Source organism: Mycobacteroides sp. LB1 (genome assembly GCF_013449725.1).
Classification (GTDB): domain Bacteria; phylum Actinomycetota; class Actinomycetes; order Mycobacteriales; family Mycobacteriaceae; genus Mycobacterium.
This window is the reverse complement of the sequence record NZ_JACCFF010000001.1, coordinates 708,264-734,289: the sequence shown is the minus strand read 5'-3', so window position 1 is coordinate 734,289 and position 26,026 is coordinate 708,264. Positions and strand designations below refer to the sequence as shown.

Here is a 26,026-nt window from a genome sequence, read left to right as displayed (position 1 = left end):
CTGCGTTGTTCACATAGTTTATTTGGCGCTAGTCGGTTGATACTCCCTCGGGCCAGCCTGGGGGAGTGTCCGGATACTGATGATGATAACCGTTTCGCTCGGTGATCTCGGTGAGCCTTGCTTCTAATTCCCTGAATTTGACTTCGAAGTCACGCTGCGCAGGAACATAGCGATCCATCGCAGCCAAACCTTGGTTCAGATCGCTCGCCTTGCGAATAGCATTCAACACAGGCTGAAACAGTGAATCCAGACCGTCGAAGACGGCAGACGCCAATTCTCGATATGAATCTTCTGGAGATTTCTTATCGCTAGGACTCATAAATCCTCCAAGTATAGAAAGGTGCTGATTTTGAGTCCCGCATGCATGCGTAGCGGCTGGTTCGCCTAACTATGTGAATGTACCGATAAGGAGAATATCGATATATATCAATATAAACACAAACGGCAGGAATTGCAATAGGCAGAGGTGCTCTTTAGTCGTGTTCAGCGACGGCTAATTTTTTTCGGAAAGTCTGCAATAGGACCTTCCTTTGATATCGAGCTCTCTGATACGGTCTTTTTGAAATCTATATGTGTTCGAATGGATATGTATCCGATAAATAAGATAACAAGAAAACAGTACCCCGCTCCGAAGGCCCAGATAATTGCCTGCACCCCATGGGAAAGGTCCGTAAGTGCGGTAAGGGCGGCGGCGACGAGGGTGCACGCGGCCGTGATCGCAACGGCCACTCTCGGTGCGAATAACATGCGTGAGCGAATAGCGTGTTCATCTTCCTTGGCTAGATACGCAGCGAACCCTGTGGACGCCAGTAGCAGCACGGCAACGGCAGCATCGGAATGATCACGTCCGGCTGAATCAAAGAATCCCCAGTGCTGGGCTAGGCTGCCAAGCCCCAGGATTAGGCCTGCAATCAATGCACTGATTATTGCAGGCCAGCCGAACCCCCTCAATGAGGGCCGAAGGAACAATAAGGCATCGTAATTTACCGGAGGAGGAGCCCGATGCGCTGTGTATAACGCGGCGATACGGGGTGTGATTCTTGAACTAAAGGACTCTTCGGATGGTTTCGGGAGTGACTCGGATAGTTTATTTTCTGGTTCTTCCGCTGGCGAGCATGCAAGCACGGCTGAGACAAAGAACGTCCCTGCCGGGGCGATAACTCGAATGTGCTCGCGAACAGCTCTCCCCACGTTCGGAGCAGGTGTTGCATAAAGTGACTCGGTGATACTCAGGCGCGTTGCTAAGCTACGGAACGCGTCATCCCATTGAGCAACATCTTGCATCGTCATCTTTATCAAACAGGTAGGATTTCCGTCCTGTTGGATCCGTGCGAGCGGGGAAAACCATAACGTAGACTCTATAACCTGCGCCTTGAAGGTGGTATTTAGAAAGCATTCTTTCCAAATACCTTCGTCGGTTGGCTCATAGCTGTCATCGAGTTCCCATGCTTCAACTTTTTGGTCTGGCTCTGAAGATTGCAGGATCGCCACATCCGTATCCTTTGGCATCTGCTTCGCGATGTCGTAGAGCTTGTATTGTAGGTTTTTGGACATTTTGTCGCGAACTTGTGTGTCCAGGCAAGCGAGTATGCGTGCTTGTGCGCAGTGGGAAGTTTGGTCGGATGTCGCCAATGGGAGCGCTTTCCCGGATGCATCGCGGAGATCCAGGTCCGTCAATAGGCTTTTCCGAAGGGTCGTAACGGGCACATAGAGTCCATCAGTGTCTCGCACTTGAATTCCCGACTCCGCGGCCATGCGTGAAGCTGCTTCTATGTCCACATCAATGGTGAGATGTCTATCCGTGCGATACAGGTCCGCTACGTGGACAGTCTCAACTCGGCGGACTATCCAACTCGAATCATCCTGGAGTTTGCGCATGTAAGTACCTAGGGCATTGCAATTGCCCCAGGCGGTGGGCCCGCGGTGAATGCGCACTATGGCGAGCGCTACTTCACGACATGCGTTGAGGTAGTAAGACTCTCGGGAGAGGGCACATACAAGGCCCCACGCAAGCCGTGCTTAGCGACGCGACGCAATATGCGGATCTGAGCAGGCGTGTATTCCTTCTCAAGGGCCGCCCAGTCATCTTTATTCTTCGCCATATCGGACCTCCATCGAAGCGCACGCTTCAGCACCCTTGTAAAACTGTTCTGGCGCGACACTCTCTCTGTGCGGTCGCCATCGCCGTGTGGCTCCACTGGCTCGGGTGCTGTATTCAGTTGTTCCATCACCACCAGTTAACAGCAGAGTTTCCACAAAAGCAAGCCTTGACCTGCGGTTTTACGAAGCTGCTCCAATGTGCGTCAGGCCACTCGTCGACCGAACTCTTGCGTAGTGCACGAGCCCTCCGGCGGAGTGCCGCTGTTCAGTGATGTTCCTGCAACACCCGACACCGTGCGCTTGACTCGGTCTATATGGAGCCTGTAAGGCACCACGACTGATCGAGATTGCCGCATAGTTGGCACAAAGTTGCTGATAAGGGTTATTGCGCTGGGGTCGGCGCTCGCCCTGGGGGCCTGGAAGACGATTTGGGGAAATAGATTGCTCTTTCAAATAATACGAACGTAGTGTCAGTGTGTCTAGCTGCGAACTCTTCCGCATTGCGCACAGACTGCCCGTGGGTTACCGTTGCCGCGATCTTGTTTCACTTGGATGTATGGGGGTGCGGCATTGGCTGCTGTGATGCGACTACGCAAGGCTGTGAAGAGTAGCCAGATGAGGCGTGTTGATGTGCTGAGGAACCGTAACCTCGTCGCTGCCGGGGCGTTGTCGCTGCTGCTCGCTCTGGGAGTCTCTGAGGCTGCCGCGGATCCGCAGGGGATGCCTGATCAGTATCAGCAGTTCGTAACCGACGACGGTTGGACGGTCGGCTTGACGCTGACCAATGAGGTCATCGATCACATCGACAACATCGCCGGCGCGAGCAACTCATGGCAGGCACGCGTGTCCTACCGAGCTGAAGCGACCATCACCGGCAGTGGTAGCGCGGTGGTTCAGGATGCGCAGTTGGAGACGGGGTATTTCGTGGGTTGCCGCACTGATTCCTCGTCGGGGGTGGAGTTGGGCGGCGACCTCGGTCTTACGTTGAGCCAGCAGGTCAATGGCCAGGTGTATGGCGGCGGCTACGGGCAAGGTAGTCAAAGCGGTGGTGGCGGCGGTGGATTCGGTGGCGGATCGGTCGGGGCCTCGGCCGGTGCCCAGGAACATATCGGCGGCTACATGCGCGTGTTGCTCAAGCCGGGCGGCTTGGCTCAGTTGCCGATGGACCGGATCAACTTCCGGAACATGCGTGCGGTTTCTCAGGTGCGCAACCAAAACGTAGAGGCCGACGGTTGTGGTGGTCAGGTGAAGATTCAATCCTTCGCCACGTTCCGGATTCGTACCGAGAACGGTAACGACACCCAGACCATCTACGGAGAACCCAAGAGCCTGTAGACACATGAACCAGGAACGTGCGGGAGCGGCGATTCTCGATCACACCGCCGATGCCCGGAGAGCTTCGCGTGACACCGATTGCCGCATCACCCCACTTCGCTGGGGGCGGTGCAGATATGAATATCGTGCGGCGCACCATTTTCGCTCGCGAAGACTGCACCTTCGGGTTAGTCCACGTCTCAAGCTTCGCGCTGGTGTGAGATCTATCAGTCACGCGAGCCAAGTAGGTGCGAGTTCCTGTGTCGTCGGGGCCTCCGGATCGGGTGGCGCCATCGCTGGTGATCCGCGGCGGAACCTCGTTTCCTGAACGATGAAGCTAATGTTCTCTGAGCGCTGGTGTTGACGCAGATCTGGAAGCTCCAGTATGTTCGCTGTATCTATCTATCGCGATGGTGACTGCAGGGGGATCAACAGTACATGAGCACAAGAGTCTCGGTATCGCGTCTCCTGGCTGTGTGTCTGGTGATCTTCTCAGTCTTCGCTATGGCGGTACCTTCTCTTGTTGGAGTTGGGGTTGCGGGCGCTGACCCCGTACCTTCGCCACCGCCGCGCCCTGTGTATCCGCCGAATCGTCCGATGCCTGCCGATGCGCCTCGTACGGACAACATCGGTGGGGCCAAGGTGTCGTCCTCTGCGCCGCAGGGCGAAGGCGACGGAACTGGTCCGGCATTGTCGGCTGCGCGTGAGCGCGGTGAGGTGACGGCGCCGATGTTCGCCCACGATGGCATCCATTTGTCCAGTTCATGGCCAATGCACAACGTGGTCTGGCACTTGCCCGGTGAGATGACCCTGGCTCCAGCGGCATGGACGGGGGATGGCGGCGCGGTTTACAGCTCGCCAGACGTGAACTATCTGGTTCGCCCGTACGCCGGATCGGGCGCAGACATCGTTATCACCCGCAAGAGCGTGTTCTCATCCTCGACGATCCCGTTCGGTCTGCGACTACCGGAGGGCAGCCACCTGCGCCAAGGGGTAAACACGGTGTTGGTGGAATCGGATGCCAATCCAGGCCACCCGGCGTCGACCATTGCCACGGTGTCCATTCCGACAGCCATTGATGCCAATGGCGTTCCGTTGCAGGTGACTCCACGACTAGGACCAGGTTTCCCGCCAGGGCAACAGAATGTGATCGCCGACCTCGGTCCTGCCAATCCTCTGGCCTTCCCCGTCACGATCACCATCGCGTACCGGCCTGGTGAGTTGCCGACAACCGGGGCGTTGAACCCGGATTGGCAGGGCATGCCCGAGGGCACCTCGCCGCCGAAGATCGTGCCCAATCCCGGCGACTACGTTTCGGATCCGGATGGACGGTATCGGCCAGCCAGTGTGGATCCGATCTTGTACCGGCAGCGCCACGCTGGAGGCTGCCAGGGCGGGTCCAACGCTTTTACCAGTGCAGACGGGCGTAGCGCGGATTTCCTGGCCGCATGCCAGAAACAGCAGATGTGCTACGACGTAACACCCGCTCGCACCTCCATAGCTGCCTGCAACGGGATTCTCTTGTCCGACATGAGTATTGGCTGCATGTCTGCTTTCGGACAGACGGGTGATGACTACGAAGCCTGCTTGCGCGCTGCGAATGATCAGGTGGCGTGGGCCAAGGCCAACATGCTGCCCGGCCCCCTATGCCAGCCCATCACGCCGAGCACCAACACCGGCATGTTGCCGGCCACCGGCAACCGCTACTGCACAACGTAAGAGAGCCACACATGACCAGCAGCTCTGATAGCGCCCACCGCCGCGGCCGTGAGACCGTTCGAGGGTTCCTTCGGTTCGGTTACTGGCTGCTCCCGGCAGTAGTGCTAGTGCTGGCGTTGATCGCACCGCTGCTGGCCAGTCCGGACTTTCGGGCGACAAGCTCGGTTGGATTCAGCCTGCCGATCGCGAGTGCAGACCCTTGCTGCGGTCCTGGGCCAGGCCCGGGACCTGGTGGCGGCCCTGGCGGTCCTCCCGGTGGCGGCACTGAGTTCGTTCCTCCGAATATGCCTGCTCAGATGCCGAACTACAGCGGGAACAACAGCCTGCCGCCGTTGAACCAGAACGGCTTCATAGACATCAACAACCCTGCTCAAGCGCAACAAGCTCCGGCACAAGCGGCGCAGAACGCACCTGCCCAAAACTCCGGTCAGCCCCTACACGGGCAGCAACCACCGGCGTACGACAACGCGCCAGGACAGATTCAGCAGCAGCCCCAACCTAACCCGGATCAGCAACAACAGCCCGTTCAACAAAACCAACAGCAGCAACAACAGCAGAACCAACAACAGCAGCAGAAGCAGCAAGAACAGGAACAACAGCAAGACCAGAAGAAAAAGTGTGAGCCCAACACCTTTGTCCTGCCGAAGACGCCTCCGATACCGAAGGGATCGGTGGAGGAGATTGAGTACAAGCGGTTCGCGCGTAAGGCTCGTGAAATCGCACGGGAACTGCTCGGGAAGAAGCCTAACGATGCGGTGGATCACGTTATCCCGTTGCGCCGTTTGTGGGATTTGTTCAAGAAGTATGGCGTGAAAGACCCAGATGACAAGCTGAAGATCGCCAATGTACTGGCTAACCTTTCTCACTTGTATTCGCCGTGGAACTCCTCCAAATCGGACTTTCTAGCTACCGAATGGAAGCCTGGGCCTAAGCTGACGCCACAGCCGTCAGCTGACGACATTGCGAGTATGTGCGAGGAAGAGGGCAAGGCTACGAAGGCGGTCCAGCAAGCTTTCAACGAGTGGCAATCACAGTCGAAGCAGATTCCTAAGCAGACGAGCATTGATCCGCCCGAGCCGAAGAACAGCCCGCCGGCCAACAAGCCTCCGACTTCTCCGCAGCAGTTCGAGCATCCGCTTTCGCGTGATGCCGTCTACGACATTCAAGAATATGAAAAAATATGGGACTTACGTTGGAAGTATCAGGGGCAGGAAAGGTTGCTCCAAACAACAATTACCCAATTGCAGGATGGGCAGCTGTCGCAAGCGTATCCTGGCGAGCTGGAAAATCTTATGCAGATCCAGACCGAAATGCAGGGCCGTATTGGTCAGCTCACGTCAATGATTGAAGCTCGCGATGGCACAGCAGCACCGCCACCAACTCCAAGCACGGGGACGCCGTTCCATATTCCGTCACCAAGTGAAATTTTCGGACGAATGTGGGGACCTATCACAGGCACTCCGGTAATTCCCGTGATTCTGCCTATCCCAGTCCCGGTGCCGTGATGGAACGCGGAAGGGGTTTCGTGGCTAGGCGGCTAACTGTGCCAAATAGGTTCGCTTACCTACTGTCGACGGTGGCCCTTTTGGCTACTTCCTGTGGTGGCACTGACGAGCCCGCTGGCCTGGACATTGACGTTGTTAGGAATCTGACCAGCGAGGTGCCGTCAGGGTACAAGGTGGAGATGTTCGATAGCTGGTCGCCAAACGCAGGGTCCGGGGCATCAAATCAGGACTATTCGCAGGTGTTTCCTGAGCGCTGTGAATCTGTGCTACGCGCGCGGGTGACGCGAGCGGGCGAGAAGGACATCGTGCGCGGTTTCAATGCGTTATCCCCTGACGGGGACACTTTGTTGTCAGTGCAGGCGGTAAAGACGGATAAGCCACTTGACTTTGAAGACATCCCTCAAGAGTGTAGGAGTGTCACGTTCAGCACTGCTTCGGCGCACGGGCTAGCCTCGGTTACTGAGAAACCAAATGTGCGCGCAGAGTACGTGCAGGCCATCAGGTCTTCCACCATTGATGCGAATAGCGAAAGTGGCGAGGGAACCAATCAATATGACTATTTCGCCAAAGTGAAAGGCCAGATACTTTTGCACGTCATCATCAGCAAGCCAATCACTCTAGACGACAGCTTAGATCCGGCATTGGGTCGGCAGTTGTTCGTCAAGGGCGCTGAACTACTCCAAGGCATCTGAGGTATGAACGTAAACTACCTGCGATTGCAGAAATTGATGGCTGTCATCGTCCTTGGCGCGCTGCTGTCTGTTGCGTGCGGGCCGCAACAGACCTCTGACAACAAAAAGTCTGCACCGTCTACGGTTCACGCCGATTCCGATGACTACAGCCGAATACTCAAGGTGGGTGAAGTTTTCCCTGCTGGCTACAGTCCTAGCCAGCCCACAACGTCCGTGGTCAGTCAGAATGACCGCGACAAGGACGCAGCGGCCACGGCTCACACTACCTACACGCCGATAGCCTGCAAGGACGTCGATAATTTGATGGGTCAATTACAGGTCGGCGAGCGTACAACAGCTCTGAATATGAAGGGTAATGGCCAAGTATTCATAATTACAGCGCAATCGGCGATCCCAGACCGGCACCCCGTTCCGGCCGGTAGTTCCGAGTGCACTAATTTTCAGATAGATAGCCCAGGACGGTATCGCGGTACAGTCAGCCGCCCTGCAGATACCCCTGATATTTCCGGTATCCAGATACGCGGCTATCACACCGTGGCCGTCACGTACGACTCGGGACGGACATTCGAAGAATACCGCTACTATGCATGGCTGCCGAACAACCGCACTGTGTCAGTAATCCTGGTCGAAGATGCTCAAAGTAGAGCGCCCGGTATCGCTCTTGACAACTCTCTTGCGATTAGTGCTCTACGAAAGGCAATTGCCGAGTTCGGTGGCTAGATCGGCGCACAGGCTGTCGGTCAGAATTTAATCATAGAAATCGCCCGTGAGGATGAGCGCGATCCAATCGTCAACAACATCCCATAAGTCACGGGTTTCTTCCTCGATCAACCCCGATCCCACGGTCCATACAACTAGGCCGTTCGGATCAGTGTTGAAAAGGATATAGCCTCCAGACCCGTCGGTATAGAAAAGAATTAGATTCTTTGCGAGCGGGGGAATATCGGGTGGCGGATAACTAAGGTAGCTTAACTCGCTGCTACCCACCCATGATTCCCAATCGACCAGCTTCTCAACTTTATAGACACCGACAGGGGCGGAATTGGGATCGTAGTGCAAGCCGTCATGCAGCTCGAGATAGAACTCAGATAATGCGCGAGGCATTTTCGAAAATATAGATGACTCGGAGTGCGCCGGAGGGTATCCAACTAGGAATACACGGCCCTTTGGGGTGTCGAATCCGTAAAGCAGAGCATGGCCGTTGTAATCGCCCGTAGTTAAACGCACCAAGCCGACATCGTGGCAATATTGCTCAACAATGTTATGAAGACGACGCATCTCCTCGGGCAGTACACGGTTCCAATGATCCATAGTCAACTGAATAGACTCTGTAGGCGTCAGGCCCACGATTTCTAGCCACCACGCCGGTAGCTGCAATCTCTCCTGCTCCGTCAGTTCATTGAGGTTGAGGATTGCCGCTACTGGACAGCCGAACTTTTCTGCAGCGGAGATTGCAAAATCTTCGCGCATGGAACCCCTCCGTACTAACCAGTTGATTTGTGAAAATGCTACACGAGTACTGGGCCTATGGTAGGTCGCAATCTTTACGTCTGCGAATCCTGAATAGAGTGGCCGATGATGTGTCGCTGTCGCATGTGGCAGCCCAGTTGGGGCGGTCGGTAGCAGCCCGGATCGAGGATCAGCCGGCGATGCACCAGCCAGCTACGGTTTAGAGACTCTTTCCTGTCCGCCGTCCATCGTGAGGCAGACGTGGTTCCGTTTCTAACTTAATTGAGGAATCTGGGACGACCACCGCATGCGGGTATGCCACCGCGAGGTAGCCCGCCTTGTATGCGGCCTTCTACCCATACGCTGCACATAGCGCCACGACGCCACGCACCCGGACCGAAAGGCCCGCTTGGCCCGAGGCTCCAGGTCTGTGCGTAGAAACTGCCATCGGCGAACGGCTCGCCAAGGCAATACCGGACACCTCCGTACCCAGGGTGCTGGCCACCGGGGCACCAGTCGGCATTGCCGTCAGGGATGTACGGATCGGGGTCAGCCCATGCTGGCGGGGTGAGTGCGAGGCTGACTGCCGCAGCGATCGTTGCAATGGTGGAGGCGAACGCGGTTCTCTTTGTCATGCGAAATCCTTTCGAAGATATGGGCAACAGAGGTGCTGTGCGCGCGTTCATCGCCAGCCGATGAATGACACAACCTGCGCCTTGTCGCGGTCCTCAGACACGCCCGCGTGATCGAGGAAGCTGTCGGACAGCTTGATTTGTGTTGGGCGAGAGGGGTCTTCGGTGTTGGCGCGATACAGATTCAGAGCCTTCCCGTTTGTTCGGCTTTCAATCAGGAAGATGATGGTTGAACCGGTGGGATCGGCTGCCGCTCTCCATATTTCGAGGCTCGGCGGTGTAATGACTTGTCCCGTTGCTTCATTGCAGTTCGGGCGGGTGGTCGCAGATGTTGAGATAGGTGCGATCACGAGTTGGTAGTTGCCCTGGCTGCCGCCGATGCTGTTGTCGCCGATGGCGCGTAGGTAGCGAGTGTCGTCGATGATCCATTTCGGATCGCAGAGCCGTGAATTGCGTTCGGTGGGGAGTTCGTCTGGTCCGACGCGACTCGGATCGAGCGCAAGCTGCTGGAGGTGCGGACGGTAGTAAGTCTTGCTGGTTCGTACAACTTGCCGAGACTCAGTATCGAAAAACTTGTATTCATCTGCCTTAACGTCGAAGAAGACGAACAGGCCCTGGTCATCGAACTGTGGGTACGCGTGTTGCGGAATTGTTTGAATCCCGAAGTCTCCGGTGGGCGTTGGGGAAACGATGTTGGTAACATCGACACTGGTTCCGGTGCGCGAATCGTAGTAGACGACATGGTGATCGCTTCTCAAGGTCGGATTGACCACCTTGAGAAAATCAGGGCTGTAGCTCGTGTCCCACGGACTGCCTCCACCGCAGCTGAACGGAAATATCGCGATAGTGGCAAGCTCGCCGGTGTCGAGGTTCAGCTTGCTCACCGTGGTGGTGCTGGAATGAGCCAGGCAATGCGCCACAATCGGACCGCTGAAACTATCGGGATCGACGTGTGGCGACGCCGCCGAATGTTGAGTGGCGCCGGTGGAGGTCGCTGACTGCCCCAGCGGAGTAGATGGTGATGCGGGGCTTGAACAGGACGCCAGCTGTACGGCGAAGACAATCGCCGTCGTCGCTCGGACCGCGCTGGCCATCCGGCCTCTTACTGTCACGCCAGTTGGGGGAGATTTCGACTGAAAGACCAACGAAGCACCTATCGATCCACTGCCGCTACCCATAAGTCCCACCTATTTGGTTCCGTTTTTCCTGGTCCGGGCGTATTTCACGCCAGTAGTCCACGGTACGAAAAATCGGGACAGGATTCAAGGTATTGGGATTTATCGTCTCTGGATTGATAGTGTTGCTACCTATGGGGTTGGATCATGCCTGCCCCGTCTCAATCGCCGGTCTCGCCCGCCACCCAAGAGTTCGGTCGGCGGGTGGTGGCTCGGCGTCATGAGCTGGGGTTGAGCCAGGAGAAGGCCGCCGAAGTGATCGGCTTGCACTGGACCTATCTCGGCCAGGTCGAGCGTGGACGGCGCAACATCACGCTGAACAACATTGTCAAGATCGCCGCGGGGCTTGGAGTTGATCCAGGCGATCTCGTCAAAGAGCTGCCGATCTCCGCGGTGGGATAGTTTGCCTGACCTGGCCATTACTGTCGCTTTACGTCGAACGATGAAGGTGGTTGATGAAGCGGAAAGTGCAGTATTGGCGGGGCGAACCCCGCTGGTTCTGGATGCCTCCGGTGTTTTGTCTGCTCATTGTCTTCAGCAATCGGGGGTTAGTGTGGTGAAAGTTCGTACACCGGAGTATGTGTGGGCAGCAGTCATTCTGGGCGGGCTAGCTGCGGCCTACTTGCTGATTGCGGTCGCGATCTCGCGAGATGTCTTCTCCACATTGGTTGTTGGCATCTTGTTGTGCTCGGCAGGTCTGCGCGCATCGGCAAGAGGTCCAGCGCGTGCGGCTGTCGTTGTCGAAGTGATGGCCGTTGTTGCCTGCCTGATCCCGCCACTGATTGTCGGCTCAGTCCCAGGGCTGCTCCTGGGCAGCGTTGTGGTTCTGCCGATCGCCGGTGCCGAGGTCTATCGGCGATTTCAACTACAGAAGGTGGCCCGGGATCGGTGGTTACAGCTCGACGCTCTTGTTCATCAAGGGCAGGGCCGACTGGTATGGATCGAGTACGCCAACTCGCACGGACAGGAAACGAAGGTGTCGTTGATCGATCCGGCGACCGGGGCTGAGACTGCCCCTCGATCGCTGTGGGGCCGGTGGAACGCGGGACAGTACGCCTGCATCACCGACGGGCGCAGGGTCGTTGCGCTTGCGTTCCGCGATGACCCGACCGCCGCGAAGAAGCTCGCAAAGTACGTGACATAGCCCCGGATTGCTGACAGTCTCTACGTCTTCACCGTGATGAGGGGTGTTGCCGCGAAAACTCCAGAGCTGATAGCAGTTGATTGAACCGGTTCTGCTGTTGATAGGTCACGATTACCGCGCTCGGTTCCTGCGGTAAGGGCAGTGGGTGAGGAAGTAGGCCTGTCGCTGTGGGTATCACCAGTCGAATATGTCCGTTGGTCAGTATGGATGGGGGCACCCATTCGACGGCGTAGACGGCGGTAATAGGCACGGACACGGAGCTCAGTCCTCCGAGCCTGGCCGCCACCGCGGCGCGGTCGATGCTCACGGTTTGGCCATCGAAAACGATGGTGCCGTTGTACCCCTTCGCGACAACCGGCTGCGCCACGGTGATCGGCCCGTACCGGAATGTTGTTGCTGTAATCGGTGGTGTGATTTGCGCAGTAACTCTGGGGGATCGTTGAGCAGGCTTGCGCCCGCCGATGACCTTGGTGTCAGAGATACCGGTACCTGGCAGTCGGACGGTGCGACGCACCTTCCCATCGGCGCCGCGGCTGATCCGCAGTGGTCCAGCCCCTGCGCTGATCCCTAACCCGCTCTTGCTTACCGTCAGCCGAAAGGGCCCGAACTTCTTGGAGCGCCGGAACTGCACCATGTGAACTCACCCTTGCGGCCAGCAGGAAACGTCGTCGGATGATTCTGACACCGTCGGCCGTGACACGGCGGGTTTTGCCCCCCGGCCTCTGGATGACGTTCTTCGTGACGATAAGCGAAGCAGATCCCTGCATGTCGGTGTTATCTTGACGTAGCCAGCGAGGCTAACGCTGGAAGCGCCGGCCGGATTGAGGTCGTGCGACAGCTGACCGGGAGGTACGGGGTGGAGCCGAAAGGCGCAGTAATTCCAATCTATTTCGTTGCCGACGAGTCTGGTTCGATGGAGCCGAATCTCGGAGAGCTCAACGAAGGCCTGGTGTCGCTGCTGGATGCTCTACAGAAGGAGCCATTCGCTGCCGCCAAGGTGCGATTCTCTGTGATCGGTTTTGCCGACTCGGCTGAGACCTACCTTGAGATCGCCGATCTTCGCTCGCTGCCAGCGATGCCCATCCTGCGCGCGAGAGGGCTGACCTCGTTCGCATCAGCGTTCGACCAGCTTGCGTATCGGATCTCTGTCGACATTCCCGCGTTGAAAGCTCAAGGCCATGCGGTGGCACGCCCAGCGGTGTTCTTCCTTACCGATGGTCTCCCGAACGCGGACGAGGACTGGCGCTCGGTCCGATCTGCTCTTCTCTCGCAGCACGCACGACCGAACCTGCTTGCCTTTGGGATTGGCGAGGCTGATGCGGCAACGATCCGCGAAGTGGCAACCCACGACCAGCACGCCTTTGTCGCCGCTCACGGCACAGACACCGCCTGGGCGGTATCGGAATTCGTGTCGTCCTTGGCGCAGTCGGTCATCAGCTCGGGGCAGGCATTGGGTGCGGGAGCTGGCGAGCTGCAGCTTGAGAGACCCCAAGGGTTCTCGTTGGCCGTCGACTTGCTGTAGACGGCAGGTCTGCTGATGCCGAGCTTTCGTGGACGATGGACAAAGAAGAAGCAGAGGCCAGAAAGCTGGGCGCCGGAGTACCTCGTTGCAGACACCGACCCGATCCCCACACGCGACCCTGCTGCCTCGCCTGGCGCGGTTCCGGCCACCACCGAAGTGCCAGGTGAGCTTTCGCCCCCCGAACTACGTAACCCGGTTCTCATTCCACAACTCGTAATAGGTGCTCCGTCGCCGACTGTCGAACCCTCGGTGATCGCAGAACCTTTCGGGACAATTCCATTTCGTCCCGACACCGCACTCGATGGCTGGTCCACTGACCACTTCACTGTCCGCGGAGCCTCAGTTCGAGGCCACCTACACCGCTACAACGGAGCTCCGCGCCAAGATGAGTTCGCCGTCCACCACCTCCCTAGCGGGCGGCTGCTGGTGCTTGTCGCAGACGGCGTCTCCCAGGCTCGCCTCGCCCATATCGGGGCCATGACGGTTGTTCGAGCTGCGGCACAGTGGATTCAGAAACAGTTACCTGTCAATACGGAGGAGACCGACTGGCGGGGGATGGTCGATAGCGTTGCCTGGGCGATGGCTGAGCAGGCAAAAATTCTGTTCGGTCTTGATGCGCCCGATTCGGCGCGCGCGGAGCAGGAACTCGCGACTACCTTGGTTTGCGCTGTGATCGATCCCCTCGAGTATGGAACGTTTCGCGCACACATCGTCGGGGTCGGAGATTCAGGGGCATGGCTGTTACGCCACGGAACATTTACCCCGCTGCTTAAGGGGAAAACGGTTGACAAGGACGGGTTTTCGTCATCGGCTGTTTCCGGCCTGCCGCGTGTGCCACCGCACGAAATACGGCCAACGGTCGTTCATGCCGGGGCTAACGATGTACTGCTGGTCGGTACTGACGGTATCGGTGACCCACTGGGCAAGGGAGAAGGCGGTGTGGGAAACCTCATTCGTGAACTTCTGGGACGAGCCGATCCGCCCTCATTGATCGAATTCGCCCACGCGATCGATTTCAGCAGAGAAGCTTTCGATGACGACCGCACACTGGTCACCGTCGCGGCCCGCCGATCCTCTTCTCAGGCGAGCCCGCTCATCGGCACTGGATTGAGCGCTCCATCCCACGGTTCGGCCTTTACTGAATGAGCCAGCGCATCGAACGCAGCCGGATCGGCAAGCTCTCCAAGATCAGCCAGGGCGGACAAGGTGTTGTCTTCCATGCGCCGTCGATCAAGTCGCCTTACGCCGCATCGATGGTCTACAAAGAGTACAAACCCAACGTCCTCGTCGACTGCGACGGCGATGCATTGTCAACGATGCCGAGCTTTCTTGAGTCACTCTCATACGTTGACGGAGCCCGGCTCATCTCGCTGTCGGCGTGGCCATGCGTTGTGGTCGAGAACCAGGGTGCAACAGTCGGTTTCGTCATGCCCGCTGTGCCCGACGAGTTCTTCACACATCTTGTGACGGTCAGGGGCTCCTCGAAAGTCATCGCCGAGTTCCAGCACCTCCTGAATCCTGAACACGTTCTTACTCAACGCGGGGTCGAGCTCACCGATGAGCAACGCTATGTCCTTCTGCAGGAGGTGGTATCAGCGTTGACCTTCCTGCATCAAATACAGGTTTGCGTCGGCGATATCTCACCGAAAAACCTACTGTTCTCACTGTCACCCGAGCCGGCTGTCTACTTCATCGATTGCGACGCCATGCGCGTCGATCAAAGGACCGTTCATCCGCAGCTCGAAACCCCAGGGTGGGAAGTGCCCACAAAGCGTGAAGAACTTGGCACACCAGAGTCGGACATCTTCAAGCTGGGCCTACTCGCTCTGCGGCTCCTGGTGGGGGACCAAGACACGCGAGATCCTCGCCATCTACCCGAATCGACGCCAGCGCTGCTGCGTCAAGCGATAGCCGAAACCGTTGGTCGCCCAGCGGGCAAGCGGCCGCCGCTTTCTGCATGGACCTACGCACTGACACGGGCGATAGAGGATGTCCGCAACCGCCCGCCAATTCCACGGATTACCCCGGCATCAACGAAAGTAAACGCAGTGGCGGCGGGCACCCAGCCACTGAGCACAGTAGGGGCGGCTGGCTCCACACCGTCGCACCAACCACCGAGTACTTATCCCGTATGGACACCGCCGCCACCTCCAGGTCAGTCGTCCGCCGCAAAATGGATCGCAATCGCGGCCGCAGTGTTGATCGGCATCTTCGTACTTTCACGGGTAGCACAGGCGGGTAACAAGTCCACCCACAGCACCTACCGGCCATCCACGTCTTCCGGTTATTCCAGTCCTACAACAGGATTCGGAATCGATCCGACAACCACCTGGAGCCTGCCAACCCTCACGACCACCGAGACGGCATCTAGGTGGTATTGGGACGGGATGTGGATGCGCAACTATTGGGAGGGGCGTAGTGACTGCGATCCAGGCATAAAAAGGGAGTATTGGGTCGTTCAGCCCAGCGATCTACGCGGCATGTACGAGCTCAAGCCTGGTTGCTTCACAGGGCGCGTCGTCGATGCGCTGAACGCTCGCTGCCAGTCGTACGGTAATTGGCTCAAAGCCGGTAGGTGTGCCGTCTATGACCCTGGAGAGATTATGAGCCAGTTCGAACTAGAGGGTGACCTACAAGTCGTAGCGCTGAGCAACGACTGCCTGGTCGAGGCCGGTCAGACCGAGTACAAGCAAAATCCCATTCATCAGTACTGCGTCGTGTGGCCGACCTAGAAAGACCGGATGAAGCTCCCTCGATAGTGCGTAACAGTGCATTCGCGCACCAGTCAAGCCGTGAGTCCCCGGGCCGGGAGGTAGCAGTTGCCGGTTTCGTTGACGTGCCGTTTCTTCTGGCGGAGAAGGTCGTCCAGTGTGATGCGGCCATCAAGGACCGTGTAGATATCGTCTCCGGTGAAGACGATGAATGGGCTCGTGGACGAGTAGAGTTCCAAGGCCCCGGCAGTGAATCCGTTAACACTGACAAAGATGCCAAGTGCGTTGCGCCCCTTCGTTTCTACTTTGGCTTTGAAGATATGTAGATCGCCTGGCTCGGTGGGTTCTTTGCGCCAACGTGCCTCAACGATGTAGTCGTCGGTATCGAAACTCAACGACCCGTCGATCTGCTCGTGCGGAAGGCTATAGCTGAGTCGAGGCTCCATGTCGAAGAGCAAGAACAAGTCTGCCAGGAGGATTTCGAAGTCCTTGCCTCGCTTGTGGGGGTCGCCGGCGTCGTGCATCGCTATGTAGCGCTCCCGGAGGTTCGAGAGCTCATCGGAAAAACGTCTGCGCCGATCTTGTTCTTCTGCGTGCGCCTTCTTGGCAGCGACTGACCTTGCGTTGGATTCGACGCCTGCCAGATACGGACTGAGGAAATCCTGCAGCCGCGTGACCGCCTGCCGGGCTTGTTGCAATCGCAATTCACGATCAGGACGGTCCTTGATTGCCTCGATATCGGGGAAATGCTTCATCCCGGCGAGTTCAGTCATCAGATCGATCGTCGTTGACTGATAGGTGGTTTCATCGGTCATCAGCCGGTCCACCAAAGTGTCAGCGGTCTCGCGCTTCGTCGCGTTATTGAAGTCGAGGCCTGTCAACAACTCTGAGTGCGCCCGCAGTGCATCGCGTAGCAGCCTCTCGAACTGTTTCTTGTACCAAGTGGTGACAGCCAGTGCGTCACGGAGAGCCTGGTACCCCTGCCCTGAGATCCGCTTCATGCTGTTCATCGTCGCATTGAGACCGGACAGAGCTGCGCATGAACATCCTTGCGCCGGGTGCGGTGTGGCAGGAGAGGCGCTGTACCGCCTCGCCTCCTTCAGAATCGCTGTGCTGCGCACAAATACGAAAACTTCGCCGATCTGCGTGCCCGTGCCGCTATGAGGCCCTTCTGGCAACGGCGTTCGTATGGCCTGACTGAGAGCAACGATCTGCATTTGCGCAGTTAGAGGCATTTGTCGTACTCCTCTGCTATAAATCAGAGGCATTCGCAGTGAAGGTGCCGGGCACCTTACAGCGGCAGATGTATGAGAAGGATGGGCTCAGGTACGGGGTCGTGAGCGTGGGGAGCGAATATGGTGCGTAAACATAACGTACGTGGACACACTCGGCATCTTGCGAGTGGCCGGGCCGTCCAAGTGCGGCCACATCAACGGGGTGTGGGTGGAACCATCGGCGGGCTCGGGCTGGTGGGAATCGTGGCCTTTTTTCTGTTGGGGCAGTGCGGACCTGATCGTGGCAAAACCGACACCACACACAGCTCTCGGCCATACGCAGGCAGCGCGTTCAACCCCACAGTTCCCAGCATGACGTGGGCGCAACCCACGACGGCAGCAACTCTGCCGACGCGGAGTCCTCGGACGTACACAGCAGCTCCGGCCGAAACGGAGCAGCCGTACTGGGATGGCTCGTGGCTGATGAACTACTGGGAAGGTGCCAACGACTGTGCCGCGGGCAACAGTTCCTACTGGGTCGTGCAGCCGGGCGATAACGGCATGGATGAGCTCAAAGTCGGTTGCTTCTCGCGTAGCTGGGTAACGGAATTGACCAACAAATGCAGAAGCTACGGCAGCGCACTACCTACCGATGTATGCGCAGTGTGGGACCCAGGCAAGATCATGAGCCGGTACGGCCAGCACGGAAACCTGCAAATCGTGGGACTCACTCAGGCGTGCCTGGATCGTGCGGGTTTGGACTCCTTCCGCCAAGGGGCGCTGCACAAAGACTGCGTCAATCGCCCGGCAGGCTAAGGGATTCACCCGGCCAAGTTACGTCCGTAACCGCAGCGGAGCTGCATTCGGTGCAGGGCAAATGCTGAGGGCGATTCGCCACCTGGAATCGCTTTTTAAGTAGCGATTCAGTTTCGGCAAGCTGATTCGATTTGACTCTTTTCAAAGCCCGATGTCGACATCTCGGCAGCCGTCGGCGCGCCATCTCATCCATATGCGGGAAATCGAGATCCCAGAATGATTCCCCAGTGTCGAATTGCCTCACGATGATCGCCGCGATTCTCTGCGGCAAGTGCAAGGTCGGCGCGATCGCGGGCAGCGCCTAGCGCTGTATTGACCAGGTCTCGCGTGGTCCACGTTAGATAAGAGGACAAATCGCCGCCATAACCGGCAGGATCCTCCACACTGAGATTGTGTTGATTGTAGTTGAAGAATGACCGCAGAGCTTCTCGCCGATTCGTTCCTAATTTCACGAATGTCCGTGCAGCCATCATCTCAACGTGGAACGAAGTTAGATGAGAGCTGTGCGCCCTATTCCACTGCTTGGCAATCACTACGAATCGCTTGAGATTGCTATCTAGTTCCGAGTTACGCCGGTTCATGTATGTCTCATGCTCAAGCGGATTGGTGTATAGCCACCCACCGGTACCATCAGGAATCTTGTAGCCGCCGGTGGTGATCTTCACAACTGCGGCAACGTCGACAACTAGCCCATCTGAATAAAACAGCCGAATGGCTTGGCCTCTTGCGCCGATCTTCTTGACAGTCGAGCTTCCTGTCAGGCTATTTCGTGCTCGGTAAAGAAAATCGCTTGAATTATACTGATATTTTGATGCCCATAGATCCTCGTCTACATGGAGATGAACCAGTAAGTCCATGTCTTCAAATGGCCGACTGGCAGTGTGCCTCCCCAGAGATCCGATCAGCTTCGCGGACTGGAACTGCATCGTGGCACTTGAGGGGAACGCATTTTTGAGGGATGCCACTACATTTTCCCGGCGATCACTTACTTTCCGACGTATTGCATCGTCCTCTTTAATATCGTCATAGAACTCATCAAATGCCGAAGCGGTAGTTAAAGCCATATCTATTCTTCCCCCTTAGCTTTCGTTCTCAACTGTTCTGCTGCCGATCTCATAGCTAGTTCGTTTCGCTTTCTCGATAGCCAGTAGATTATGTCGGGCACTTGCGGTGCGCTACGTCGAAGTTCGAATATCCGTCCTTGCCAGACGAGCATGTCCTCGGGCTCAAGCCCCTTCGCGCCAGTAGTAATTCGTTGCTCGATTGTCGTGACGAGATCGCGTCTATCTACTGCCGCTCTGCGTATCGCCCGCCAATATTCCCATACGTCGAGGAAGGCTGGTAGCAATGGAAGAACGATGCCTAAGAGAAGTTGCGACGAACTGAGGTTGAAGTAGATAGATACAGCTACCAAGGCGACTGCCCAGACAGCCATCCCTGCGATCCACACTGTTGCAGTTGACTTAAGGAGGCGATCTGAATATGAAACGTTTGCGCGCTGGCAGATTGCAACGGTGAGTCGACCGCCCTGAGTGTTATCGATTGGATACCAATCGATAAGCTTTGCATCCGTTGCAGCTTTGGAGATACCGGAATCGGGCCCGGCGATAAGAGAGATTTCTTCTAGCGAAGGAAGGGAGGCTCGGCTTCCGCTCGAGGGCATGCCAAAAACGTGGAGATCGAAGATTTCCTGAACAGCGGCAGCCTGCTCGACTTTTTTCTGTTCAAGTCGATAGAGCGCAGTACGTCCTAGGAAGATCCACGCCCCGGCTACGGCGCCTGATATGACGGCTGTTTCCGGCTTCGCGACAGACAAGATCGGTGCGGCTAAAGCGATTACCAACATCCCAAGCCAGCGTAGTCCGAGCCAGCGTTTTGATTGGCTATATAACCGCCGCTGGGCGAGCAATAACCTCAACGCTGCCAAGGAGTTCTGATTCGCGGCGATCTCAGATCCAGGCGGCGGTTCGTAGTCTTCTGGAGTTTGTGATGTCATGAACCCCCTTATGTAATTTATGTACATTATATAAAGATGTTAGAGAGTTGACTAGAGTCTTCGGGTAGTTGGGTGGCTGCAGTATCAAGTTGCTCCTACCGCTTAGCCCGTACAGGCAAACAGCCAGCCGAAATGAATAGGGCGTTACGCGCTGTATGGGTGTCCGCTGTGGGCGGAAATTCGCGCTCATCATTCCACAAGGGGGATATTCAGACCATGGGTACGCCCAACTCTGCTAATCTTCTTTTCGCTGCGCGCCGTCTCGGTACTGAGGCGGTAAGTAGAACTCTTCGACTGGTATTTGTCGGCCTGTGGGGGTGTCGTAGATGCTAATGCCGCGCTCATCTCGTACCACTTGCAAATCAGACCCAACTGGAAAGTCGTAGATACCCACTAGTGCGGGCTCGATGTTGCACACATCGTTGAAAGCTACGATCTGCCAGTTGTCTTTATCATTAAGGTATTCGCCGGTATCGATGTGGCTCATTATCTGCCAGCCGTTATCGGCACCGCCCGTGGATGGAACTCGCACCATCCAACGTACTTTGCCACGTCGTTCCAACACATTTTTGGTAGCTAAGCAGGCGCCGGAATGTGGAATGAATTCGACATATTCAGCCATATCTACAACCCTAGCTCTTTGCCGACTCGTAGGCTAGTACTCGCTCGCGCAGTATGGGCAGGTTCCACGCAGAGTTGAAAATAAGATCACGCAAGTAGGGGTACGTCAGATTAAGGTTCGGTTGATCGAAGATCACGTCGTAAAACGGTATGCACGCACTTTCCGGTGAAGGGCCGTGCTCGATGAGGCAGGCTAGCGGAGGCCCTGATCGCTTAGAGAACAGATTTATGTCAGCTCCACCTTCAATGAGACGGCGGAGCATTGGAGCCTCATGAGCAGGGTCATGGGTGCGTTGGTCGAAGAGTACGTGCAGCACGTTCACATTGTCGGGGGCTATCGACGGGTCGGCACCATCGTCCAACAGGCGCATTGTGATGTCCACACGGGCCTCAACGTCCCTATTAGACACTGACTGAAAGAGGAGATTCCTGCCAGTGATCGAAATCCATTTAGCGTCTGAGGGGGTGTACTCTTTTAAGAAATCTTCGTAAGAGCCAGTCTTGGCAACGTGCGACAAACTCAATGTAACTCACCTCCCCATCGCTAATTACGGTCCTTCGTCAATATGGGACTGATTCCGGTACGGGTCTTGTACTCGATAGTTATACGGATCGCGATACTGACCCATATATTCCTCAAAGGTGATTTCACCATTGAGGTATTGTTTCTCCAGTATACGGTATTCGTCACCATTGACATGTCCCATATCCCATAGGCCCCTGCGTGGTTCACCAGGCTGCCAGTCAATGAGTCGGTGACCGTTCTCAATAACCCAATCGTCCTTAGTTGGACCATTGGGATGTAGCTGAACCCATTGCTGGCCATCTTCGGGCTTCGGCAGATTTAATCGACCATTGCCGATGTCTCCCAACTGTTCTTCGCGTGTGATATCCCAGGTCTTTTCCAGTTGACCCGGCCCGTAATCTGGCCTGTCATTCGCATACCTAAGGCGGTTGCCGTCATCGTCGTACGCGTAACTGCCGGGTTCCCCGTGCGGCGGGAATGGACCGCTTGGATGCTCCGCCGAGGGGGCGGGGTGATCCACCACGGGGGTGGGATGGGTTCCGCCACTTAGGATTTCGGTGGCGGCGTGTCCTGCGACCGGCGTATGGGGTTCAGGTAGGCCGTGGGTGAGTTCACCGCGCACCCCGGTGACGGCAGCGTCTTCCAGTCCGGCACGAGCGAGTGCGGCTTCCCCGCCCAATGGTGCGGTGGCGGCGGCTTGGGCGGCGATGGCTGCCTGTTCACCCAGGAATGCTTTGGGGTTGTCGAGCATTCGTTGGAGGTTTTCGACCCGTTCGGGGGTGACTTCCGTGGGGTGGGCTAGCTCGCCGAAACTGTCCTTGATGCCCGTGCCCATGTCTTTCCAGGCGTCTTTGGCTGTCTCAAGTCCGTTGGCGCCCACCAAGTCCTGAACACCTTTGATGCCCTTGTCCCACGAGTTGTGGAACGCCTCGCTGAATGACTCTTGGTGACGCTCTGGCGGGGTGCCGGGTTCGGGTGTTGTGACCATGGGACGGTCCTGTTGCGCGCCCTTGATGGCTTCGGCCACCTTTGCCTCCACCTGATCGGGCGGGAGCTGCGTGGACAGGATGCTGCGGAATTTATCGATAGCGGCCTTGTCGGCGGGGTTGTTCATGTCCAGCTTGGGTGCGGGCACGGTGCGCGCATCTGGCGGAGGCGCAGGTTTGTCCACCGGGCTCTTGGGCTCGGTGATGCCCATTTTGTTCAGCGAGCCGGTGAACGCGCCAGCGGTCGGATCAGGCTTGATCGGTTTGTCGCCGGACGCTGGTGGACCGAGGACAGGTGCGTTCGGGTCAGTGGCGGTTGCGGCTGCTGCTTCGGTACTCGCCGGAGCGGCGGTCTTGGGGTACAGGTCCTTGTAGTTGACGGTGGTGGCGTTCGGGTCCGTCGTGCGGGGCGCGGTGTCTTTGACTGCTTTGCCGATATCGAATGTGCCTGCGGCACTGTTGACTTCGTTCTCTACGTCTTTGATGACGCTCTCGGTGAGGTGTTTGACCTGCTGGTCGCCGTCCCACCACTTATCTCCGGATGCCTTGAGCTCCTTGGCCGCATCGGCGACAGTCTTGGCGTTCCTCTCCGCCTGCTCTTTGCTCATCCCCTCGGGTGGGGTGTACGTCATTGACAGGTCTTCATTGACCGTGACACCGGGCTGGCGTTCGGCATTGTGAATCATGATCTGCCCGTTGACCAGCGCCGGCAGAATTGTGTAGTCGACAAGTGGCCCTGCGCTCTGGTGGTATCTATCGCCCAGATCCTGGATGCGAGCGATCGTTTTCCAGCCATCAGCGGCATTGTTTTGTCCCGCTGTAGCGGTCTGCCCCTCCCAGTAGGTGCCGCCAGGCTTATCGACGTATCCCTTGAACGTGGACACCCGCTGCTCGTACTTGGCCACCAAAGACTTCACGCCATCGAGCAGGGGGCGGTAGGAATTGGCGTCAACAGCCAGCATCCCCGATTTCGTTGCCCCCGCCATCACAGACCCCTAGCTGTGTGCTGTCGGATTGTGGGACGTGTTGCCGATCGAGCGTATGACGGCGATGCCGTGCTCTTCGTTTTCGATCATGCCGCGGGCGAACGCATCGGAAACCTGCCCGAACGCACCCATCCAACCCATATAGGTGTGGCCCACGTTCGGCAAGGTCTGGGTGGTTAGTTGCTGCAATACCACCAGCGCGGGACTCGCCCCCTGTGAAGCTGCACCTGTGGGTATGTCGCTACGCATCTCACCAACCAGGGCATCAATCTGAGTCCCCAATCTGGCGAGCGCCTCAAGATCGGCTCGCAGTACGCCACCCATGCACAGTCCTCCCTCTGCTGTAGCTAAGTGATGGCAGACACACTACAGAGGTAGTGCCGCTATCGCAGCAATCGCCGACCGGGGATCGCTGCTCGACGATCACGCGATATCCTAAATTGGGATATCAGCTAGTGCAAGAGTGCGCTTGTCGCGTGGACAAGTCCATCGTGTCGGCCGAGTATCAGCGCCTGTGTGCGCTGCTGCGGCAGATGCGTGGTGAAGCGGGTCTGACACAAGTTCAGATGGCCGAGCGGCTAGACGTTCCACAGTCTTTCGTGAGTAAATACGAATCCGGCGAACGGCGGCTGGATGTCATTGAACTAGGGCATGTTGCTCGGGCCATGGGTACCAAGTTGAGTCAGGTAGTGGCCAGACTTGAGGGGCAGGCCCCCTCATCCAGCACTTCGTTATCTACGTAGGGGAACGTAGCGTGGTGCAGCATGGATCCGGCTCAGGTGTGGAGAGTGCCACCTGCCCCTTTGCGAACCCAATCGCCCTTGACTGATGAGCTGCTCGATTCCGCTGAGCGTCAACTCGGTGTGCGATTACCCGAGTCGTTGGTCCATCTGCTCCGTCTTCAGAACGGCGGTGTGCTGCGAGTCTGCTTTCCCGATGAACGGAACTACAACACCACCCACCACCTCATCCGGGGTATCGGCCCAGGCTCAGATCGCATCGAGAAGGCCGCCTGGTGGCATGAGGACCCGGATTTTCCGTCGCGGCCGACCGGGGCGGAATGGGTGATTCCCTTTGACGGAGACGGCCATTGGGACCTGTGCCTTGACTATCGCCGCTCACTGACCGATCAGGCCGGGCTGCGCACAGACCCCGCCATCATCGTGATTGACTCTGAATGTGATCCGGAGACATTCGTCGCCGACTCATTTGATGGATACCTGAACCAGCTGGTGCTGGGGGAGGACTGACTGCTTCAACCTTCAGTGATTCAGTCTGATTGGTATACTGCATCGAATAGCGTGACGAATCCTCTTGTGTGGCTTAAGTGTTTCATCCACGCCATTCGCCGTGCGGTTTGTGATCAAGTACGTCATGGATGAACTCGCCCCGAGACTGGCCGGGTGCGGTGAATGCTTTCCATGTCTCCAGCGAGCAGTTCTTGTATTCCCACTCGACTCCATCATTCTTGAATCGCACAAGGATGGAGCCGCGTTCCGGCAGGTACGCTTCCGCGACAATCCGGGTCGAGAAGGTGACGGGGTGCCAGTCCACCATCGCATCTCCTAGCTCACACGTAATGGTGCCCGCGGTGCGGCTTAGTTCGCGGCGTTGAACGCGTCAATAACCTCAGCAGGAATGCGACCGCGCGATGAGATGGCGTGCCCGTTCTTCCCAGCCCACTCGCGGATCGCGGAGCTTTGTTCACGATCGATGCTTGGCCGCTTCCGACTCGAACCCAAGCCGCCACGTCCGTGACGACGGCCGCTCACCTTGCGGGCATGTTCAACCCAAGTGGAGAGCTGTTTGCGTAGCTTCTCAGCATTCTTGGACGAAAGATCAATCTCATACGTGATGCCGTCGAGGCCAAATTCCACGGATTCATCGGCAGTGGCTTCGCCATCGACATCATCTACGAGGGTTACGGTGACCTTCTTGGCCATAGGGGACATCCTTCTGCGCGATATTACTGATCGGTATCAACACGCCAAGGGTAACGGCACGAGTCAATAAACCCCGGTGTTATCCCCAGATCGGGCGTTTTGGATACGGTGTCTATTGCGCAGGAAGGTCAGCGGGTTCGCCGTTATGCGTGAACATGATCCATTCCAGTTGGGTGGCGGTAGTTGGTTGGGGAAGTTCTGCCGCCCATTGGTGCATCGCTGTCAGGTAGGCGATGTATCGCTCGGGGTGACGGTGGACATCAGTGAGTCGGTTGAGCCATGTGTCGAGTGTGTTGTGAAGCGTGCGTCGCACCCTGCTGTCGAGGATAAGTGGCTGCCACTGTCGGCCGGGGACGTAGCCGGCGAACGCGAACCACTTGGTGAAGAAGGCTTCTCCAATGCCCGGCAAGACGAACTGGCGATGCATATCGGCGATGACCGGATCAGTGATCTGCTGCACCGCGCGCAATGCCGCTGCGGATTCACGGAGCACGCTTGCCGCGGCGGAAACGTCGACCAAAGCCTTTCTGGTGTTGCGTAGCGACCGACTGTTGCTTGTTCCTGATCCCCACGCCATCACCAACACGAAGGCGGCAATGACCGCATTGTCGTCGGTCAGATCCATTGCACTGCAGGCATCGATCACCGCTTCCCGCGTGACCACCCGGTCGCCAACCGCTCGATGCGTGTCTGACGTTGAATCCGTTGTCACCAACGGGTCAGATAGCAGTCGAGTTGGCTCACCCCGCACTTCGGCAAGCGCGGCCTTCCACGATGGCAACCGAAACCGGACAGCCGATGGCGTGCCGTCGCTGTAGTGCTTAGCAAGCACAGGCAGCATGTCGGGAATGGTGGAACGGTCGGTGGTGGGCACGCGGTTAATCTTCGCAGGAATCCGATCGGTTCTCATTAAGGTACTGTGCCCCGATTTCGATGAGGAATGCGGCGCTGCTGCAATCGATTCCGGCGACGAAC

The 26,026-nt window shown here is 57.3% G+C and carries 28 protein-coding genes; 13 read left to right on the top strand and 15 right to left on the bottom strand.

The genetic code is table 11. The annotated features are described in order from the left end of the window. Positions 1–28: 28 nt before the first annotated feature. Both MLB1_RS03760 and MLB1_RS03755 read right to left on the bottom strand, forming a co-directional pair. Positions 29–319, bottom strand: coding sequence for a hypothetical protein (locus tag MLB1_RS03760; protein ID WP_147378914.1), 291 nt, complete (start codon positions 317–319; stop codon positions 29–31). 164 nt (positions 320–483) lie between these two features. Beyond that, a complete protein-coding gene (locus MLB1_RS03755; RefSeq protein ID WP_180748363.1) occupies positions 484–1,554 on the bottom strand; it encodes a hypothetical protein in 1,071 nt (356 codons plus the stop codon). Positions 1,555–2,715: 1,161 nt separating this feature from the next. Here MLB1_RS03755 and MLB1_RS03750 point away from each other — a divergent pair. From MLB1_RS03750 to MLB1_RS03730, 5 genes are all read left to right on the top strand, one after another. After that, positions 2,716–3,435, top strand: a complete 720-nt coding sequence (locus tag MLB1_RS03750) for an MspA family porin (protein ID WP_180748362.1) — start codon at positions 2,716–2,718, stop codon at positions 3,433–3,435. 417 nt (positions 3,436–3,852) lie between these two features. Continuing rightward, positions 3,853–5,133 carry a hypothetical protein gene (locus MLB1_RS03745; protein WP_371750554.1) on the top strand — a complete coding sequence of 427 codons (1,281 nt, stop codon included), beginning with the start codon at positions 3,853–3,855 and terminating at the stop codon, positions 5,131–5,133. 296 nt (positions 5,134–5,429) lie between these two features. Then, positions 5,430–6,638 carry a hypothetical protein gene (locus MLB1_RS03740; protein WP_180748361.1) on the top strand — a complete coding sequence of 403 codons (1,209 nt, stop codon included), beginning with the start codon at positions 5,430–5,432 and terminating at the stop codon, positions 6,636–6,638. Beyond that, the gene (locus tag MLB1_RS03735) at positions 6,638–7,330 is read left to right on the top strand and encodes a DUF5642 family protein (protein WP_255485708.1); all 693 of its coding nucleotides are present in this window, start codon (positions 6,638–6,640) and stop codon (positions 7,328–7,330) included. Before MLB1_RS03740 ends, MLB1_RS03735 begins: the two co-directional genes overlap by 1 nt. Before the next feature lie 3 nt (positions 7,331–7,333). Continuing rightward, positions 7,334–8,050, top strand: a complete 717-nt coding sequence (locus MLB1_RS03730; RefSeq protein ID WP_180748359.1) for a DUF5642 family protein — start codon at positions 7,334–7,336, stop codon at positions 8,048–8,050. Between the two features lie 27 nt (positions 8,051–8,077). Here MLB1_RS03730 and MLB1_RS03725 read toward each other — a convergent pair whose 3' ends face one another. The 3 genes from MLB1_RS03725 to MLB1_RS03715 form a co-directional block, all read right to left on the bottom strand. Continuing rightward, on the bottom strand, positions 8,078–8,800 hold the full coding sequence (locus MLB1_RS03725; protein ID WP_180748358.1) for a hypothetical protein: 723 nt from the start codon (positions 8,798–8,800) through the stop codon (positions 8,078–8,080). Between the two features lie 257 nt (positions 8,801–9,057). Then, a complete protein-coding gene (locus MLB1_RS03720; RefSeq protein WP_180748357.1) occupies positions 9,058–9,414 on the bottom strand; it encodes a hypothetical protein in 357 nt (118 codons plus the stop codon). 47 nt (positions 9,415–9,461) lie between these two features. Beyond that, positions 9,462–10,505 carry a hypothetical protein gene (locus tag MLB1_RS03715; protein WP_255485580.1) on the bottom strand — a complete coding sequence of 348 codons (1,044 nt, stop codon included), beginning with the start codon at positions 10,503–10,505 and terminating at the stop codon, positions 9,462–9,464. Between the two features lie 228 nt (positions 10,506–10,733). On the opposite strand from MLB1_RS03715, the gene MLB1_RS03710 reads away from it, so the two are divergent. Continuing rightward, a complete protein-coding gene (locus MLB1_RS03710) occupies positions 10,734–10,988 on the top strand; it encodes a helix-turn-helix transcriptional regulator (RefSeq protein ID WP_180748356.1) in 255 nt (84 codons plus the stop codon). 154 nt (positions 10,989–11,142) lie between these two features. After that, positions 11,143–11,730, top strand: a complete 588-nt coding sequence (locus MLB1_RS03705) for a hypothetical protein (RefSeq protein ID WP_180748355.1) — start codon at positions 11,143–11,145, stop codon at positions 11,728–11,730. Positions 11,731–11,758: 28 nt separating this feature from the next. Here MLB1_RS03705 and MLB1_RS03700 read toward each other — a convergent pair whose 3' ends face one another. Next, positions 11,759–12,364 carry a DUF4236 domain-containing protein gene (locus tag MLB1_RS03700; protein WP_180748354.1) on the bottom strand — a complete coding sequence of 202 codons (606 nt, stop codon included), beginning with the start codon at positions 12,362–12,364 and terminating at the stop codon, positions 11,759–11,761. Positions 12,365–12,559: 195 nt separating this feature from the next. Here MLB1_RS03700 and MLB1_RS03695 point away from each other — a divergent pair, with 195 nt between their 5' ends. Genes MLB1_RS03695 through MLB1_RS03685 form a run of 3 tightly spaced genes read left to right on the top strand, consistent with a single transcriptional unit; the run spans position 12,560 to position 15,984 of the window. Then, positions 12,560–13,252, top strand: coding sequence for a VWA domain-containing protein (locus MLB1_RS03695; protein WP_371750553.1), 693 nt, complete (start codon positions 12,560–12,562; stop codon positions 13,250–13,252). Positions 13,253–13,267: 15 nt separating this feature from the next. Beyond that, positions 13,268–14,398: a protein phosphatase 2C domain-containing protein gene (locus MLB1_RS03690; protein WP_180748352.1), complete on the top strand. Its 1,131-nt coding sequence runs from the start codon at positions 13,268–13,270 to the stop codon at positions 14,396–14,398. Beyond that, on the top strand, positions 14,395–15,984 hold the full coding sequence (locus tag MLB1_RS03685) for a hypothetical protein (protein ID WP_180748351.1): 1,590 nt from the start codon (positions 14,395–14,397) through the stop codon (positions 15,982–15,984). The genes MLB1_RS03690 and MLB1_RS03685 overlap by 4 nt, the downstream gene beginning before the upstream one ends. A 53-nt stretch (positions 15,985–16,037) precedes the next feature. Here the strand turns inward: MLB1_RS03685 and MLB1_RS03680 are convergent, their stop codons facing one another. Further along, positions 16,038–17,180, bottom strand: a complete 1,143-nt coding sequence (locus MLB1_RS03680) for a restriction endonuclease (protein WP_180748350.1) — start codon at positions 17,178–17,180, stop codon at positions 16,038–16,040. A gap of 369 nt (positions 17,181–17,549) precedes the next feature. Here MLB1_RS03680 and MLB1_RS03675 point away from each other — a divergent pair, with 369 nt between their 5' ends. After that, positions 17,550–17,993 carry a hypothetical protein gene (locus MLB1_RS03675; RefSeq protein ID WP_180748349.1) on the top strand — a complete coding sequence of 148 codons (444 nt, stop codon included), beginning with the start codon at positions 17,550–17,552 and terminating at the stop codon, positions 17,991–17,993. 185 nt (positions 17,994–18,178) lie between these two features. Here the strand turns inward: MLB1_RS03675 and MLB1_RS03670 are convergent, their stop codons facing one another. From MLB1_RS03670 to MLB1_RS03650, 5 genes are all read right to left on the bottom strand, one after another. Then, a complete protein-coding gene (locus MLB1_RS03670) occupies positions 18,179–19,057 on the bottom strand; it encodes a hypothetical protein (RefSeq protein WP_180748348.1) in 879 nt (292 codons plus the stop codon). A gap of 2 nt (positions 19,058–19,059) precedes the next feature. After that, positions 19,060–19,989 carry an S-4TM family putative pore-forming effector gene (locus tag MLB1_RS03665; RefSeq protein ID WP_180748347.1) on the bottom strand — a complete coding sequence of 310 codons (930 nt, stop codon included), beginning with the start codon at positions 19,987–19,989 and terminating at the stop codon, positions 19,060–19,062. Between the two features lie 235 nt (positions 19,990–20,224). After that, on the bottom strand, positions 20,225–20,611 hold the full coding sequence (locus MLB1_RS03660; RefSeq protein ID WP_180748346.1) for a DUF2185 domain-containing protein: 387 nt from the start codon (positions 20,609–20,611) through the stop codon (positions 20,225–20,227). Between the two features lie 547 nt (positions 20,612–21,158). After that, positions 21,159–23,108 (bottom strand): HNH/ENDO VII family nuclease, encoded by a 1,950-nt coding sequence (locus MLB1_RS03655; RefSeq protein ID WP_180748345.1) that lies wholly within the window; start codon positions 23,106–23,108, stop codon positions 21,159–21,161. A gap of 9 nt (positions 23,109–23,117) precedes the next feature. Next, positions 23,118–23,432: a hypothetical protein gene (locus MLB1_RS03650; RefSeq protein ID WP_180748344.1), complete on the bottom strand. Its 315-nt coding sequence runs from the start codon at positions 23,430–23,432 to the stop codon at positions 23,118–23,120. Positions 23,433–23,584: 152 nt separating this feature from the next. On the opposite strand from MLB1_RS03650, the gene MLB1_RS03645 reads away from it, so the two are divergent. Then, positions 23,585–23,851, top strand: coding sequence for a helix-turn-helix transcriptional regulator (locus tag MLB1_RS03645; protein WP_180748343.1), 267 nt, complete (start codon positions 23,585–23,587; stop codon positions 23,849–23,851). A gap of 78 nt (positions 23,852–23,929) precedes the next feature. Continuing rightward, positions 23,930–24,358, top strand: coding sequence for an SMI1/KNR4 family protein (locus MLB1_RS03640; RefSeq protein WP_255485579.1), 429 nt, complete (start codon positions 23,930–23,932; stop codon positions 24,356–24,358). Positions 24,359–24,440: 82 nt separating this feature from the next. Here MLB1_RS03640 and MLB1_RS03635 read toward each other — a convergent pair whose 3' ends face one another. From MLB1_RS03635 to MLB1_RS03625, 3 genes are all read right to left on the bottom strand, one after another. Continuing rightward, positions 24,441–24,665, bottom strand: a complete 225-nt coding sequence (locus MLB1_RS03635) for a hypothetical protein (RefSeq protein WP_180748341.1) — start codon at positions 24,663–24,665, stop codon at positions 24,441–24,443. Between the two features lie 41 nt (positions 24,666–24,706). Next, entirely contained in the window at positions 24,707–25,051 is a 345-nt protein-coding gene (locus MLB1_RS03630) for an Lsr2 family protein (protein WP_180748340.1), read from the bottom strand. 112 nt (positions 25,052–25,163) lie between these two features. After that, positions 25,164–25,925, bottom strand: coding sequence for a hypothetical protein (locus MLB1_RS03625; protein ID WP_371750552.1), 762 nt, complete (start codon positions 25,923–25,925; stop codon positions 25,164–25,166). Positions 25,926–26,026: the final 101 nt, after the last annotated feature.

Coding starts and splice junctions, on each gene's coding strand:
- MLB1_RS03760 (WP_147378914.1), bottom strand. CDS start 319: ATGAGTCCTAGCGATAAGAAATCTCCAGAAGATTCATATCGAGAATTG.
- MLB1_RS03670 (WP_180748348.1), bottom strand. CDS start 19,057: ATGGCTTTAACTACCGCTTCGGCATTTGATGAGTTCTATGACGATATT.
- MLB1_RS03655 (WP_180748345.1), bottom strand. CDS start 23,108: ATGGCGGGGGCAACGAAATCGGGGATGCTGGCTGTTGACGCCAATTCC.
- MLB1_RS03715 (WP_255485580.1), bottom strand. CDS start 10,505: ATGGCCAGCGCGGTCCGAGCGACGACGGCGATTGTCTTCGCCGTACAG.
- MLB1_RS03660 (WP_180748346.1), bottom strand. CDS start 20,611: ATGGCTGAATATGTCGAATTCATTCCACATTCCGGCGCCTGCTTAGCT.
- MLB1_RS03735 (WP_255485708.1), top strand. CDS start 6,638: ATGGAACGCGGAAGGGGTTTCGTGGCTAGGCGGCTAACTGTGCCAAAT.
- MLB1_RS03685 (WP_180748351.1), top strand. CDS start 14,395: ATGAGCCAGCGCATCGAACGCAGCCGGATCGGCAAGCTCTCCAAGATC.
- MLB1_RS03755 (WP_180748363.1), bottom strand. CDS start 1,554: ATGTCCAAAAACCTACAATACAAGCTCTACGACATCGCGAAGCAGATG.
- MLB1_RS03700 (WP_180748354.1), bottom strand. CDS start 12,364: ATGGTGCAGTTCCGGCGCTCCAAGAAGTTCGGGCCCTTTCGGCTGACG.
- MLB1_RS03680 (WP_180748350.1), bottom strand. CDS start 17,180: ATGCAGATCGTTGCTCTCAGTCAGGCCATACGAACGCCGTTGCCAGAA.
- MLB1_RS03750 (WP_180748362.1), top strand. CDS start 2,716: ATGAGGCGTGTTGATGTGCTGAGGAACCGTAACCTCGTCGCTGCCGGG.
- MLB1_RS03725 (WP_180748358.1), bottom strand. CDS start 8,800: ATGCGCGAAGATTTTGCAATCTCCGCTGCAGAAAAGTTCGGCTGTCCA.
- MLB1_RS03675 (WP_180748349.1), top strand. CDS start 17,550: ATGACGTGGGCGCAACCCACGACGGCAGCAACTCTGCCGACGCGGAGT.
- MLB1_RS03745 (WP_371750554.1), top strand. CDS start 3,853: ATGAGCACAAGAGTCTCGGTATCGCGTCTCCTGGCTGTGTGTCTGGTG.
- MLB1_RS03690 (WP_180748352.1), top strand. CDS start 13,268: ATGCCGAGCTTTCGTGGACGATGGACAAAGAAGAAGCAGAGGCCAGAA.
- MLB1_RS03740 (WP_180748361.1), top strand. CDS start 5,430: ATGCCGAACTACAGCGGGAACAACAGCCTGCCGCCGTTGAACCAGAAC.
- MLB1_RS03650 (WP_180748344.1), bottom strand. CDS start 23,432: ATGGGTGGCGTACTGCGAGCCGATCTTGAGGCGCTCGCCAGATTGGGG.
- MLB1_RS03720 (WP_180748357.1), bottom strand. CDS start 9,414: ATGACAAAGAGAACCGCGTTCGCCTCCACCATTGCAACGATCGCTGCG.
- MLB1_RS03730 (WP_180748359.1), top strand. CDS start 7,334: ATGAACGTAAACTACCTGCGATTGCAGAAATTGATGGCTGTCATCGTC.
- MLB1_RS03710 (WP_180748356.1), top strand. CDS start 10,734: ATGCCTGCCCCGTCTCAATCGCCGGTCTCGCCCGCCACCCAAGAGTTC.
- MLB1_RS03630 (WP_180748340.1), bottom strand. CDS start 25,051: ATGGCCAAGAAGGTCACCGTAACCCTCGTAGATGATGTCGATGGCGAA.
- MLB1_RS03635 (WP_180748341.1), bottom strand. CDS start 24,665: ATGGTGGACTGGCACCCCGTCACCTTCTCGACCCGGATTGTCGCGGAA.
- MLB1_RS03665 (WP_180748347.1), bottom strand. CDS start 19,989: ATGACATCACAAACTCCAGAAGACTACGAACCGCCGCCTGGATCTGAG.